The organism is Pseudomonas sp. 11/12A (genome assembly GCF_000800055.1).
GTDB classification, from domain to species: Bacteria; Pseudomonadota; Gammaproteobacteria; order Pseudomonadales; family Pseudomonadaceae; genus Aquipseudomonas; species Aquipseudomonas mohnii.
This window is the reverse complement of record NZ_JUGV01000001.1, coordinates 5,135,731-5,149,846: the sequence shown is the minus strand read 5'-3', so window position 1 is coordinate 5,149,846 and position 14,116 is coordinate 5,135,731. Positions and strand designations below refer to the sequence as shown.

Here is a 14,116-nt window from a genome sequence, read left to right as displayed (position 1 = left end):
ATGAACATAAAAAATGCCGCTCCATTTGAGCGGCATTTTTGTTCGACCTGAGGGCTTATTCCGAAGCCACGGCATTCTTCGCCAGGATCGCATTCGCCAGTTCCATGTCCGTCGCCTGCAGGCCAGGGTTGTCGGCGCGGACTTTCTGCATGGCGGCTTCCAGGTACGGGCCGCGGATGCCGCCGTCGCTGGCGACGAAGCTGCCGGCATCGTCCTGGGCGGCGACGATCAGTTTGTGATCCTTGAACGTCAGGTAAGTCGAACCGGTGGTGGCACCGGAGGAAAGGACATTACGCCAAAAGCTATCGGCCATCGCCGAACCGACAGGCAGGGACAACAGGGCAATGGTAGCGACAGCAAGTTTGAGACGCATAAAAGTGACTCCACAGGGTTAACTCCGGTGTTTGATAGCGATTCCCCCAATCGAGTTCCATAGCGGCCAATCTACTTTTGCTCACTCTGCGGCGTCACTCGCAGCACCTCCTCAATCGTCGTCAAACCGGCCGCCACTTTCTGTGCGCCGGACAAACGCAGACTGCGCATGCCTTCCTTGAAGGCCTGACGTCGCACGGCGAGCAAGTCAGTGTCGGGGTTGATCAGCGCCTTGAGAGCATCGCTCAGTTGCATGATTTCGTAGACCCCGGCGCGGCCGTGATAGCCGGTGTCGCGGCATTCCAGGCAGCCGATGGCGCGTTGGGCATGGGTGGGGAGCGGCGCTTGCCAGGGTCGGGTCAGGGTCTGCCAGTCCTCTTCGCCCAAGGTTTGCGCAGCCTTGCAGTGCGGGCACAAGGTGCGCACCAGTCGTTGGGCCATGACGCCCAGCAGCGTGGCCTTGATCAAGTAATGCGGTACGCCGAGTTCCAGCAGGCGACTGATGGCGCCGGGCGCGTCGTTGGTGTGCAGGGTCGACAGCACCAGGTGCCCGGTGAGCGCCGCCTGAATGGCCATTTCTGCGGTTTCGAGGTCGCGGATCTCGCCGATCATGATGATGTCCGGGTCTTGCCGCATCAGTGCGCGCACGCCGGCGGCGAAGGTCAGGTCGATATTGTGCTGGACCTGCATCTGGTTGAACGCCGGTTCGACCATTTCGATCGGATCTTCGATGGTGCAGAGGTTGACCTGCGGCGTCGCCAGCTTTTTCAGCGTGGTGTAGAGCGTGGTGGTCTTGCCGGACCCGGTCGGCCCGGTCACCAGAATGATGCCGTTGGGCTGGCGAGTCATGTCCTGCCAGCGCCGCAGATCGTCGGCTGAAAAACCGAGCTGATCGAAGTCCTTGAGCAGCACCTCGGGGTCGAAGATCCGCATGACCATTTTTTCGCCGAAGGCGGTCGGCAGTGTCGACAGCCGCAACTCGACTTCGCCGCCTTCCGGGGTCTTGGTCTTCACCCGCCCGTCCTGGGGTTTGCGTTTCTCCGCGACATTCATTCGCCCCAGGCTTTTCAGGCGGCTGACGATGGCCATGGTGACCTGTGGCGGGAATTGGTAGACGTTGTGCAGCACGCCGTCGATGCGAAAGCGCACGGTGCCCTGTTCGCGCCGGGGTTCGATGTGGATATCGCTGGCGCGTTGCTGGAACGCGTACTGGAACAGCCAGTCGACAATGTTAACGATGTGCGCATCGTTGGCGTCCGGCTCCTGATCGCTGGCGCCGAGGTTGAGCAACTGTTCGAAGTTGCCCAGGGTGTTCACTTGCTGATCTGTGTTGTTTGCGCCGGTGACCGATTTGGCTAGGCGAAAGAACTCCACGCTGAAGCGCTGAATGTCCACCGGATTGGCCACCACCCGCTTGATGGGCAGCTTCAGCACATGGGTCAGGTCGGCCTCCCAGCCGGTGACGTAGGGTTGGGCGCTGGCCACGGTCACCGCATCGCGATCGATGGATACCGCGAGAATCTTGTGACGCTGGGCGAAGGCGTAGGACATCAGTGGCGTGACGGCCGCGACGTTGATTTTCAGCGGGTCGATACGCAGGTAAGGCTGGCCGGCCTGTTGGGACAGCCACAATGTGAGGCTTTCGAGGTCGAGGTGCTTGCCGGGCCGACTGAGGTCTTCCAGCTGTTGGCTGGCGATGAACTCCAGTGGGTGCATCTGGCCATTGGCGACGTGGCGGCGGCGGGCATTGAGCGCGTGTTCGGCCGAATCCTGGCTGATAAAGCCTTGGGCGACCAGTTCACGCAGCAAATCATTGAGATCCAGCCAGCGGTCCTGAAGGGCGAGTTGAACGGACATGCGGGCTCCTTGTGAACAACCGTTCGCAAAGGATAGTCGTGACCCCGCCGACCGTTGGGCCACTACCCGACGAAGCCGTATCGACTTTTTTCAGCCAGCCGCCTGAGCCGTATCGCCCCAGGCAGCATCCGCCGATTGCAGCTCGACCGAGCAAACGCTGACCAGATTACGCAGTTTTTCCGCAATCACTTGGGCACGGTGCCAGCTCAATCCGTCGATGACGACATCGATGTCCAGCAGCTCTTCCTGGCGCTGCACGTTGACCTGTTCCGGCGTCAGAAACTGCAGGGCGAACAGATTCAGTGCGCGGCAAAGCAGGTCGGGCTCGGCTTCGGCCAGCAACTGATAGCGAACGCGGCAATGGGTGTTACTGATGTTCCAGACATCGGCGCGGGTGGGCGGGGTGTTCACGGCTTCGAGGTGTGGCATGGTCGATCTCCAAATCACTGGAGAAATTTTTACATTCGTGGCCGGGTATTTCTTATCTATGATGGGGCGTATTACGGTTATATCGAATCGTTTAATTCAGAGTATCGGTAATCAAGGGTTTTTTTATGCACAGCGAGCTGGATGGCTACGACCGCAAGATTCTCGCGCTGCTGCAAGAGGACGCTTCGCTCTCCAGCGCGCAGATCGCGGAGCAGGTGGGACTGTCGCAGTCGCCGTGTTGGCGGCGAATTCAGCGGATGAAGGAGGAGGGGATCATTCGTGGCCAGGTGACGCTGCTCGACCGCAAGAAAATCGGCCTCAACACGCAGATATTCGCGCAGGTCAAACTCAACGCCCACGGACGTTCGAATTTCACCGAATTCACCGAGGCCATTCGCGGCTTTCCCGAAGTGCTGGAGTGTTATGTGCTGATGGGCGCGGTGGATTTCATGCTGCGGATCGTCGCAGCGGACATCGAGGCGTATGAGCGGTTCTTCTTCGAGAAGCTGTCGCTGGTGCCGGGGATTCAGGAGGTCAACTCGGTGGTGGCGTTGTCGGAGATCAAGTCGACGACCAGTTTGCCGGTCTGAAAGTCTGCGGTAATAACGCGGGGTTCATCGCCAGCAGGCTGGCTCCCACAGGGGCTTTGTGGCGTACACAAAACCAAGGTGGGAGCCAGCCAGCCTGCTGGCGATGGCGGTATTACAGACGCAGAAGCATTTTCCACGCACGATTCTGATAAACCGCAATCGCCTGCTGCTTGCGCGCATCCAGGGTTTCGTCGGTGATCGGCTCGTTGGCCAGTTGCGCCAGCTTGTTCAGCTCGCCATACAGGCGATCCATTTCCGGGATGTCCAGCACATGGCGCGCGTGGTGCAGCCAGGCCTGGATACGCTCGATGCGCGGCAGTTGTTCCGCGAGGTCTTCCGGTTGCTGCTGGTAACGCTGCAATTGCAGTGAGTTGGCTTCTTCGCCCAACAGGCGCGGCAACCAGCTGCCCAGTTGCGCGGCGCCCTGGCGATTGCCACGGGTGTTGCGGTCGGCGGTCCAGGTGCGAGCGAGCAACCAGCGCGAGGTGTTCAGGGAGAACAGGCCCCAGCGCGGGTCTTCGAGTTCTTCGAGGAACTGCTCCGGCGCGGCTTTGCGTACGTCCTCGTCATCCAGACCAGCCTGGACCAGCGGACGCCAGTCTTCGAGCAGGGCATCGAGTGCGACGCGCAGGTCGTGGGTCGATTGCCGCGGCGCGGCCTGGCCGAGGCTGCTGACCAGCGCGCGCAATTCGGCGAGGTTTTCCACCCAGTCCTGCAGCAGGCGCCAGTGGCCATTGAAACGATATTGCTCGGCCAGACGCTGGCTGCTGCCCAACAAGTGCCAGCTCAAAGCGGCGAAGGCGTCGTCCAGCGGCGTTTCGGCGCTGATCTGCGGTGCCGGCAGGTTCAGCGAATAGCTGTTGGCGTCGTACAGGCGATAGCCGCGTTCAGCCTTGCTGATGTCACAAGGCATCAGGGCCAGGGTCGCGGCCAGCTCGGCGGCCAGTTCCAGCAACGCGGCCGGTTCGCCTTCGCGCAGTTCCAGTTCCAGCTCGCAGATTTCTTCTTTCTGTTTGCCGACCACCACGTGGCCGAGGTCCAGCGCGGCTTCGATGACCACTTTGGTCTTGCCGCGGCCCCAGGCGATTTCGGCGCGTTCGCGGACAAAATCGGTGGTGAAGATCGGTTTCAGGGTTTTCTTGTCCAGTTCGGCCAGTGCTTCGGGCCAGCATTCGCCGTCGAGTTTCTTCACGTCGAGCTTGGCCTTGGGCAGGTGCCAGTCGTACTCGTTACGCTCGGACAGGCCGGCGACGCTCTGGCCGCGGGTCTTGAGTGTTTGAATGACTTCTTCGCCATCCTTGCGCAGGCGCAGGGCCACCTTGGCGCGGGCCAGGTCGCGCTCAGGCGTGTCGAAGTACTGGTTCATCAACTCACGGCGTTCCCAGCCACTTTTGTTGCGTTTTTTCAGTAGCGGGTGCTCGCGCAGGGCAGCGAGGGTTTCGCGGCTGACGCGGAGTTTGATTTCGGTTTCTTTCTGCATGGCCGGAAAATCCAGGATCGGGAGCGCAGCCGGGGGGAATGTGTGGCTGCCAAGGTCATGCAGTGTACAGGACTCGTCCTTGCTCCGCCCTGCGACGGTTTATTCCTGTCGCCGGATGGTTCTATGATGGACTTCAATTCGCGAGTTGGAGCCAGCGATGCCTTTGCCATCCATGAAAGATCAATTCGCTGCATTGATCGCTGCACCGTCGGTCAGTTGCACCCAAGCGAGCCTCGATCAATCCAATCGCCCGGTGATCGACCTGCTGGCCGCCTGGCTCGGCGATCTGGGTTTTGCCTGCGATATCCAGCAGGTCAGTCCCGGCAAATTCAACCTGTTGGCCAGTTTCGGCTCCGGCCCCGGCGGCCTGGTGCTGGCCGGCCACAGTGATACCGTGCCGTTCGATGGCGCGCTGTGGCAAACCGATCCGCTGAAGCTGACCGAAGTCGACGGCCGCTGGGTCGGCCTGGGCAGTTGCGACATGAAGGGCTTTTTCGCCCTGGCCATCGAGGCGGTCAAGCCGCTGCTCGATCAGCCGTTCAAGCAACCGCTGCTGATCCTGGCCACCTGCGATGAAGAGAGTTCGATGTCTGGCGCTCGCGCCCTCGCGCAAGCCGGACGGCCGTTGGGGCGAGCAGCTGTCATCGGCGAGCCGACCGGGCTCAAGCCGATCCGCATGCACAAAGGCGTCATGATGGAGCGCATCGACATCCTCGGGCAGAGCGGTCACTCCTCGGACCCGCGCCTGGGTCACAGCGCTCTGGAGGCCATGCACGATGCCATTGGCGAATTGCGTGGACTGCGCCTGTTGTGGCAGCGTGAGTTCCGTAATCCGCAGTTCAGCGTGCCGCAGCCGACGATGAATTTCGGCTGCATCCATGGCGGCGATAACCCCAACCGGATTTGCGGACAGTGTTCGCTGGAATTCGACCTGCGGCCATTGCCGGGCATGGACCCCAAAGCGTTGCGCGCGGCGATTTTGCAGAAGCTCAACCCGATTGCCGAACGGCATCAGGTCAAGATCGATTACGCGCCGCTGTTCCCCGCAGTGCCGCCGTTCGAGCAGGCCGAAGACGCGGAACTGGTACGGATCGCTGAAAAGCTCACCGGCCATGCTGCCGAAGCAGTGGCGTTCGGCACTGAAGCGCCTTATCTTCAGCAACTTGGCTGCGAAACACTGGTGCTCGGCCCTGGCGATATCGCCTGCGCCCACCAACCGGGGGAATACCTCGAAATGTCACGTTTGCAGCCTACGGTGCATCTATTACGTCAGTTGATTGAACATTACTGCCTGACACCGGCAAACAACCCCCTGTAGGCGCGAGCCTGCTCGCTCCTACAGGTGTTTGCGGTTAAATTGCCGGTACCCAAACCCGTATTCATGAGGAGAGTTCGCGTGTCGCCAAGCCTGTTCCGACGATAACCATCAGCCCGCTGTGCGTTTTCTGTTTCGCCCTTTCTTCGGCTGCTATTTATTACAGGCCCAGGTTCATGCCCGAATACGTCAATTGGCTTCGTCACGCTTCGCCTTACATCAACGCCCACCGCGATTGCACCTTTGTCGTCATGCTGCCCGGCGACGGCGTTGAACACCCCAACTTCGGCAATATCGTCCACGACCTGGTGCTGTTGCACAGCCTGGGCGTGCGGCTGGTGCTGGTTCACGGTTCGCGTCCGCAAATCGAAGCGCGCCTCGCTGCCCGTGGCCTGACCCCGCATTACCACCACGGCATGCGCATCACCGATGCCGCGACGCTTGAGTGCGTGATCGATGCCGTCGGCCAATTGCGCATCGCCATCGAAGCGCGGCTGTCGATGGACATGGCCTCGTCGCCCATGCAGGGCTCGCGCTTGCGCGTGGCCAGCGGCAACCTCGTGACAGCCCGGCCGATCGGCGTGCTCGAAGGCGTCGACTATCACCACACCGGCGAAGTCCGCCGGGTCGACCGCAAGGGTATCAATCGCCTGCTGGACGAGCGCTCCATCGTGCTGTTGTCACCATTGGGTTACTCGCCGACCGGTGAGATTTTCAATCTCGCCTGCGAAGACGTCGCCACCCGTGCAGCCATTGATCTGGGCGCGGACAAACTGCTGTTGTTTGGCGCCGAGCTTGGCTTGATCGATGAACACGGCCGTCTGGTTCGTGAATTGCGTCCGCAACAGGTGCCCGCGCACTTGCAGCGTCTGGGCAGCAATTATCAGGCGGAACTGCTGGATGCCGCCGCTGAAGCCTGCCGTGGCGGCGTAGCGCGCAGTCATATCGTCAGCTATGCCGAAAACGGCGCTCTGCTGACCGAGCTGTTCACCCGCGACGGTGGCGGCACGCTGGTCGCCCAGGAACAATTCGAAGTGGTGCGCGAAGCGGCCATCGAAGACGTTGGTGGTTTACTGGATTTGATCAGCCCGCTGGAAGAGCAGGGGATTCTGGTGCGGCGTTCCCGCGAGGTGCTGGAGCGTGAGATCGAGCAGTTCAGTGTGGTCGAGCGCGAAGGCATGATCATCGCCTGTGCGGCGCTGTATCAGATTGCCGATTCCGATGCCGGTGAGCTGGCCTGCCTGGCGGTGAACCCGGAATACCGTCATGGCGGTCGCGGGGATGAGCTGCTGGAGCGCATTGAAACCCGCGCCCGGGCGCAAGGGCTCAAGACGCTGTTCGTACTGACGACCCGCACTGCGCACTGGTTCCGCGAGCGTGGCTTCGAGCCGAGCAGCGTCGAACGCCTGCCGTCGGCGCGGGCGTCGTTGTACAACTATCAGCGTAATTCGAAGATCTTCGAAAAGACCCTTTGACCGTGATGGTCCTATCGCGAGCAAGCTCGCTCCCACAGGTTCTGCGGACAACAGAGAACCCTGTGGGAGCGAGCTTGCTCGCGATGGGCTGAACAGCCCTGTTCAGCAATTACTCGGTGACAAACTTCGCGCTCACATACGGCGAATAATCCGGCAGTACCGTTTCGACTTTCCCTTGCTCCTTCAAGAACTTCGCCGTTTCGCCAATCGCCTTGGCCGTGCCACCGTCCAGCAACGCGTTGGACTGTTGCGCCTTGGCATCCGGAAACGCGGACCCGGCCAGTAGCTCCGGTACATCAGCGGCGTTGGCACCCGTCAATTTGGCGATTTTCTGCACCGGTAACGAGTGCTCGGTCCAGCTGTCCTTATGCGCTGCATAGTCGGCAAACGAGTCCAGAGTGACCTTGGCGAATTTGGCCACGACCTCCGGGTGTTTCTCGGCGTAATCCTTGCGCGCCACCCAGACTTCAAACGTCGGCGCACCCCATTGGCCGACTTGGGCGGCATCGGTCAAGGTCTTGCCCGTCTTGCGAATTTCACCCAGGGCCGGCGACCAGACGAACGCGCCGTCGATGTCCCCACGTTTCCACGCGGCGGCGATCTCCGCCGGTTGCAGGTTCACCACTTTGACTTTTGAAGCGTCCAGGCCCCAATGTTTCAGGGCGCCCAACAGACTGTAGTGAGACGTCGATACGAACGGCGTGGCGATGGTTTTTCCGATCAGATCTTGCGGTTTATCGATGCCGCTGCCATTGCGCACCACCAAGGCTTCGGCGGCATTGATTTGCGCGGACACAATGAACGCGACAATCGGCAGATTGCGCGAGGCGGCCGCAGCCAGAGGACTGGAGCCGAGATTGCCGATCTGCACGTCGCCGGACGCGATTGCGGTGACCACTTCCGGGCCGCTATTGAAGCGACGCCAGTCGATTTTTTCGCCGATGGTTTTTTCGTAAACGCCGTCCGCCTGGGGGACTTTGCTGGGGTCGATACCGGTCTGGTAGCCGACCGTGAGGTTCGTCGCATGGGCGGAAAAAGAAAGGACGAGCGATACACAAACTGTAACAATTGGTCTGGATAGTGCGCGTTTGATCATCATGGCGTTGTTCCTTTCGACAGGTTTTGTTTCAGAATTGCTTCTAAACCTAATCGATCTAAAAAACGCAAAATAAATAACATTTATGAATTAGCTTATGAGCAAGCCGCTCTATTCTGAGGGGATGCGCGAAGGCGGGCTTAATTCCTAAATGGAATGAGAAAGGAATCCATTCATTCTTTTCAGGTTTGTGACACGTTCATGACCCTGAGTAAGCCAAAAAAGTGGGATTAGACCATGGTCGTAGACACACAATGTTACGATTGACTTGTGAGTCACGCTGCGGCGCTAATCGCGCATCTTAGGATTCCGGGCATTCGATTCGGGACCAGGACTACAAGAATTAGAAACGAGAGGAGCTAAACAATGAACAAGTCCACCTTGGCCCTGGCCGTGGCCGTAGGGGTTTTGGCGCAGCAGGCAGGCGCCGCCGGTTTTATCGAAGACAGCAAGGCATCCGTTAGTTCCCGCACCATGTATTACGACGCCGATGTCCGTGAAGGCGCCAAGACGGCCGCAAACCGTCAGCGAGAAACCGCTGAAGGCCTCAAGTTCGATTACCTGTCCGGTTTCACTCAAGGCACTGTTGGTTTCGGTATCGACGCTCAGGCACTGGTCGGCATTCATTTGGATGGCGGCAGAGGGCATCACCCGCTGGGTAACAGCAACTCCTTCTTCCCGAGCGACGGCGACCGGTCCGCCGACGAGTGGAGTCGTCTGGATGCCAACGTCAAGGCGCGTTTCTCCAAGACAGAGGCCCACTTGGGTGGCGGTCTGGCACCTAGCCTGCCGATCCTGATCGCGAACGACAGCCGTCTGCTGCCGCAGACCTTTGAAGGTGGCACCATCACCTCGAAGGAAATCGACAACGTGACCTTCAACCTGGGTCAACTGGAGCACGCTTCGGGTCGCGCCTCCTCCAACGACACTGGCATGGCAGTGGCTGGCGGTGCTCAGGACAGCAACAAGTTCCGTTACGCCGGTGCTGACTGGAAGGTCACCAAAGACCTCTTGCTGCAGTACTACTACGCGAACCTGGAAGACTACTACAAGCAGAACTTCCTCGGCCTGGTGCACGTCTACCCGATCGCCCCGAACCAGTCGTTCAAGACCGATCTTCGTTATTTCGACAGCAGCTCCGACGGCAAGAACGGCGATGTGGGCTACCGCTTCAACAACAACAACGGCTACGCCAAGAATCCAGGCGAGGTCGATAACAAGACCTGGAGTGCGACGTTCACCTACACCTTGGGTGGCAGTGCGTTCCTGCTTGGCCATCAGCGTGTCAGCGATGACGGCGGCTTTGTTTTCTTGAACCAAGGCAGCCTTGTTAATGACAACGGTAATGCTGAGGGTGCCGGCGGCGCCAGCTTCTACTCCTTCACCGACGCCACCGTGGGCAGCTTTATCCGTGCCGGTGAAAACACCACGTATGGTCAGTACTCCTACGACTTCGCCTCACTGGGCGTGCCAGGTTTGAAAGCTTCGATTGCTTACCTGGATGGCCGCGACATCAAGGCTACCAGCGGCGTGGGTAAAGATCTGAATGAGCACGAGACCGACGCGCGTGTGGACTACGTGATTCAAACCGGCCCACTCAAAGGGTTTGGTACGACCCTGCGTCACGGTACTTACGGCGGTAACACCAGCACCGCTAACCAGGACCAGACCCGTCTGATCTTCAACTACACCTACAGCTTCCTGTAAGCAGTAGATCTGTATGAGCGAGCTGGCTCGCGATGGACTCGAGAACGACGCGTTTACCCGATAAAAACGCGTCATCGTTAACGACCATCGCGAGCCCGCTCGCTTCTTCATATGCCTTCCGTTTCTATATTTCTAAAAGATTGCTTCTAATCGTTTTTTATTCTTTTTAGATTTTTCCGCAAGCGCCTACAGTTGGCTCCACCTGACCTACAGGCCCCCTCGCTTTACGCTCAGCCCGTTCAACTTCCGATAACCACGACCACAGGAATCGGTTTCAACACCGATATCTCGTTTCCGTGGCGTGTACACATCGATATTCCATTTAGATATCAAAAAACACTAAGTGATTCTTTTCGGATTTATGAAAAGGTATGCTGCGCCGCCCAAATGACGGGGGGGGAGATCTTCAGTGCGAGGGTCTCTATGGCAAAAGCCAGGCGAATCAAGGATTCAGGGCACTCGACCCGGAACCAAAAGAATTAGAAACGATAGGAGCGAAACAATGAACAAGTCCACCTTGGCCCTGGCCATCGCTGCAGGGGTTTTGGCGCAGCAGGCGAGTGCTGCCGGTTTTGTCGAAGACAGCAAGGCGACCTTGGGCCTGCGCAACTTCTACATCAACACCGATTACCGTGACGGTACTGGTCCGAACAAAAACGAAGAATGGGGCCAAGGCTTCGATCTGCGTTTCATCTCCGGTTACACCCAGGGCACCGTCGGTTTCGGTGTCGATGCGATCGGCTTGTTGGGTGTAAAGCTGGATTCGGGCGGCGGCACCAACGGCGCAGCTAACAGTGCGGCTTATGGCGGCACTGTTTTCCCAAGCAAATCCAATGGTGAAGCGGTTGATGACTTCTCCAGCCTGGGTCTGACCGCCAAGGCCAAGGTTTCCCAGACTGAGCTGAAGCTCGGTACTCTGCAGCCAAAACTGCCGGTCATCGTGACTAACGACGGTCGCCTGCTACCGCAAACCTGGGAAGGTGGTCAGCTCACCTCCGGTGACATCAAGGACCTGACGCTGGTCGGCGGCCAGATCGAGCACGTTAAAGGCCGTAACTCCAGCAACAATGAACAGTTGGCTATCAACGGCGCTTCCCCACGCACCATCAATAGCAACAAGTTCATCTACGCTGGCGGTGACTACAAAATCACCAAAGACCTGACGGCCCAGTACTACTACGGCAACCTGGAAGACTTCTACAAGCAACATTTCCTGGGTCTGGTTCACAACTGGGCAATCGGTCCGGGCGTGTTGAAGTCTGACTTCCGTTATTTCAACAGCTCCGACGACGGTGCCAACGGCAGCAATCCGCTTTACTACAGCACCGGCAACTACAGCGGCGTGGCTAACGGTAAAGGCAAGGTCGACAACAACCTCTACAGCGGCCTGTTCCTGTACAGCGTTGCCGGTCACACCTTTGGTGGCGGTTACCAGGTCAGCAACGGCAGCAGCGACTTCCCGTGGCTGAACCAGGGCGACGGTTCGTCGAACTACACCATCACCGACTCGCAAATCCAGAAGTTCGCCCGTGCCGGCGAGCGTACCTGGCAAGCGCGTTACTCGTTTGACTTCGCCAAAGTCGGTGTACCTGGCCTGACGGCGGGTGTGGTTTATCTGCATGGCGATAACATCGACACCGTGAACGCGCGTGGTGCCCAAGCGGCGAACGGCGCTTCCGAGTGGGAACGCGACTTGAACGTCGGTTACGTGGTCCAGTCTGGCGCACTGAAAAACCTGGGCCTGGCGTGGAAAAACGCCAGCTGGCGTACCGACCTGCCGAACACTCGTTCGCAGGACGAAAACCGTCTGATCGTCAGCTACTCGATCCCGCTGTTGTAATAGCGCGTGGGAGCGAGCCTGCTCGCGAAGGCGTCATCCCAGCCACGAACGTGCTGAATGACACACGCCTTCGGGAGTAAGCCGCGATGAACCAAAAAAAAGCCCCGCCCGGCATCTCGCCGGACGGGGCTTTTGCGTTTTCAAGGCGGGCTCACCCCCGTAAACCCGCCTTGAAACTCCCCTTTTTGCAGCAACTCAAGGCCTTCTCGAACCTCGTTGACGATGGTCGGCGGGATGCGCAGGCGCGTCCAGTGAACAGATCTTTAATATTCCTTCCAGGTCTAAATAAATCGATATTTATTCTTTTTAATAGATAAAAAACACAGGCACAGTTGAGCTCATCAAGCACTCACAAGGAGCAGCACCATGAGCCTCAGACTCGGCGATATCGCCCCCGACTTCGAACAGGATTCCAGCGCCGGCACCATCCGGTTCCATCAATGGCTGGGCGACAGCTGGGGCGTGCTGTTTTCCCATCCGGCGGACTTCACGCCGGTGTGCACCACCGAACTGGGCTTCACGGCCAAGCTCAAAGATGAATTCGACAAGCGTGGGGTCAAGGCCATTGCGCTGTCCGTCGACCCGGTGGATTCGCATCACAGATGGATCGAAGACATCAACGAAACCCAGAACACCGTTGTCACCTTTCCGATCCTCGACGATGCCGACCGCAAGGTTTCGGACCTGTACGACCTGATCCACCCCAACGCCAACGACACCCTCACGGTGCGCTCACTGTTTGTGATCGATCCGAACAAAAAGGTCCGGCTGACCATCACCTACCCGGCGAGCACCGGCCGCAACTTCCATGAAATCCTGCGGGTCATCGACTCGCTGCAACTCACCGATAACTACAAGGTGGCCACCCCAGCCAACTGGCAGGACGGTGATGAGGTGGTGATCGTGCCTTCGCTCAAGGATGAAGATGAAATCAAACAACGCTTTCCCAAGGGCTACCGTGCGGTGAAGCCATACCTGCGCCTGACGCCGCAGCCCAATCGCTAATCGCTTTTGTAGGAGCCGGCTTGCTCGCGATTGAAGCGACGCGGTCTGTCAGTCAAACCGCCATCGCTGGCAAGCCAGCTCCCACAGGGGTTTGTGCAGATCCACAAAGCAGGGGATTTCAGGCCGTTTCGACGGCCTTTTTTTTCGCCTGGAAGAAGTGGATTTTCATATCTCCAAATCGCATAACCAAATGAATAAATATGATTTATGGATATATGAATCAACTGTTAAGGTCTCTCCATCGAAGCGAGATCGCAAACCGCGAATCGCCCCCACTCAGGAATTGACTGAATGCTGGTCGTCTCACTCGGTGGCAGTCCCAGCCAACGCTCCCGTTCCGGGGTACTGCTGGACCGCTCCCAGCGTTGGTTACAAGAGCAAGGCGTGGAAGTGGTGAGTTACCAGGTACGGGACTTCCCGGCCGAAGACTTGCTGCATGCGCGCTTCGACAGTCCCAAGGTGATCGACCTGCTGCAACAGATTGAAAACGCCGACGGCCTGCTGATTGCCACACCGGTGTACAAGGCGTCGTTCTCTGGCGCGTTGAAAACGGTACTGGATCTGCTGCCCGAGCGCGCGCTGAGCCACAAGGTGGTTCTGCCAATGGCAACCGGTGGCAGCATCGCTCACATGCTGGCGGTGGATTACGCACTCAAACCGGTGTTGTCGGCACTCAAGGCCCAGGAAATGCTCCACGGCATTTTTGCGGTGGACAGCCAGATCGCCTACGGCGAAGGCAGCGCTCAGGCGCAGTTGGCGCCGGAGCTGGAGCAACGACTGAATGAATCGCTGGAGCTGTTTTTCAGCGCCATGGCCCGACGGCCCAAGCCGCTCGATCCGAACCTGTTGAATGAACGTTTGTTGAGTGCTCGCTGGAGCATTTAAGCCCTAGCCCAAATTGATGTACTGGCCTTACTCGCCCGCTAACGGGCAAGCAGGTGCAGCCAAAA

At 58.8% G+C, this 14,116-nt stretch carries 12 protein-coding genes; 7 read left to right on the top strand and 5 right to left on the bottom strand.

Features of this window, described 5'->3' with window-relative positions:
• Positions 1 to 55: 55 nt before the first annotated feature.
• The 3 genes from GQ39_RS23735 to GQ39_RS23725 all read right to left on the bottom strand — a co-directional run bounded on the left by GQ39_RS23735 (position 56) and on the right by GQ39_RS23725 (position 2,658).
• Positions 56 to 373: a DUF2388 domain-containing protein gene (locus GQ39_RS23735; RefSeq protein WP_047534773.1), complete on the bottom strand. Its 318-nt coding sequence runs from the start codon at positions 371 to 373 to the stop codon at positions 56 to 58.
• 71 nt (positions 374 to 444) lie between these two features.
• The gene (locus tag GQ39_RS23730; protein WP_047534770.1) at positions 445 to 2,229 is read right to left on the bottom strand and encodes a GspE/PulE family protein; all 1,785 of its coding nucleotides are present in this window, start codon (positions 2,227 to 2,229) and stop codon (positions 445 to 447) included.
• A 90-nt stretch (positions 2,230 to 2,319) separates the two neighbouring features.
• Positions 2,320 to 2,658 carry a hypothetical protein gene (locus GQ39_RS23725; protein WP_047534767.1) on the bottom strand — a complete coding sequence of 113 codons (339 nt, stop codon included), beginning with the start codon at positions 2,656 to 2,658 and terminating at the stop codon, positions 2,320 to 2,322.
• Between the two features lie 125 nt (positions 2,659 to 2,783).
• Between GQ39_RS23725 and GQ39_RS23720 the strand changes: the two genes are divergently transcribed.
• A complete protein-coding gene (locus tag GQ39_RS23720; RefSeq protein WP_047534765.1) occupies positions 2,784 to 3,248 on the top strand; it encodes an Lrp/AsnC family transcriptional regulator in 465 nt (154 codons plus the stop codon).
• Between the two features lie 112 nt (positions 3,249 to 3,360).
• Here GQ39_RS23720 and GQ39_RS23715 read toward each other — a convergent pair whose 3' ends face one another.
• The gene (locus tag GQ39_RS23715) at positions 3,361 to 4,728 is read right to left on the bottom strand and encodes a CYTH domain-containing protein (protein ID WP_047534762.1); all 1,368 of its coding nucleotides are present in this window, start codon (positions 4,726 to 4,728) and stop codon (positions 3,361 to 3,363) included.
• A gap of 157 nt (positions 4,729 to 4,885) precedes the next feature.
• Between GQ39_RS23715 and argE the strand changes: the two genes are divergently transcribed.
• Together argE and argA are read left to right on the top strand one after the other, a co-directional pair.
• A complete protein-coding gene (argE, locus tag GQ39_RS23710; protein ID WP_047534759.1) occupies positions 4,886 to 6,046 on the top strand; it encodes an acetylornithine deacetylase in 1,161 nt (386 codons plus the stop codon).
• Between the two features lie 173 nt (positions 6,047 to 6,219).
• The gene (argA, locus tag GQ39_RS23705; RefSeq protein WP_047534756.1) at positions 6,220 to 7,518 is read left to right on the top strand and encodes an amino-acid N-acetyltransferase; all 1,299 of its coding nucleotides are present in this window, start codon (positions 6,220 to 6,222) and stop codon (positions 7,516 to 7,518) included.
• Positions 7,519 to 7,627: 109 nt separating this feature from the next.
• Here argA and tauA read toward each other — a convergent pair whose 3' ends face one another.
• Positions 7,628 to 8,614, bottom strand: a complete 987-nt coding sequence (tauA, locus tag GQ39_RS23700) for a taurine ABC transporter substrate-binding protein (protein ID WP_177329366.1) — start codon at positions 8,612 to 8,614, stop codon at positions 7,628 to 7,630.
• Positions 8,615 to 8,980: 366 nt separating this feature from the next.
• Between tauA and GQ39_RS23695 the strand changes: the two genes are divergently transcribed.
• The 4 genes from GQ39_RS23695 to ssuE all read left to right on the top strand — a co-directional run bounded on the left by GQ39_RS23695 (position 8,981) and on the right by ssuE (position 14,051).
• On the top strand, positions 8,981 to 10,321 hold the full coding sequence (locus GQ39_RS23695) for an OprD family outer membrane porin (protein ID WP_047534750.1): 1,341 nt from the start codon (positions 8,981 to 8,983) through the stop codon (positions 10,319 to 10,321).
• Positions 10,322 to 10,823: 502 nt separating this feature from the next.
• On the top strand, positions 10,824 to 12,161 hold the full coding sequence (locus tag GQ39_RS23690) for an OprD family porin (protein ID WP_047534749.1): 1,338 nt from the start codon (positions 10,824 to 10,826) through the stop codon (positions 12,159 to 12,161).
• Between the two features lie 366 nt (positions 12,162 to 12,527).
• Entirely contained in the window at positions 12,528 to 13,166 is a 639-nt protein-coding gene (locus GQ39_RS23685) for a peroxiredoxin (protein WP_047534746.1), read from the top strand.
• A gap of 291 nt (positions 13,167 to 13,457) precedes the next feature.
• Positions 13,458 to 14,051 (top strand): NADPH-dependent FMN reductase, encoded by a 594-nt coding sequence (ssuE, locus tag GQ39_RS23680; RefSeq protein ID WP_047534743.1) that lies wholly within the window; start codon positions 13,458 to 13,460, stop codon positions 14,049 to 14,051.
• Positions 14,052 to 14,116 lie beyond the last annotated feature (65 nt).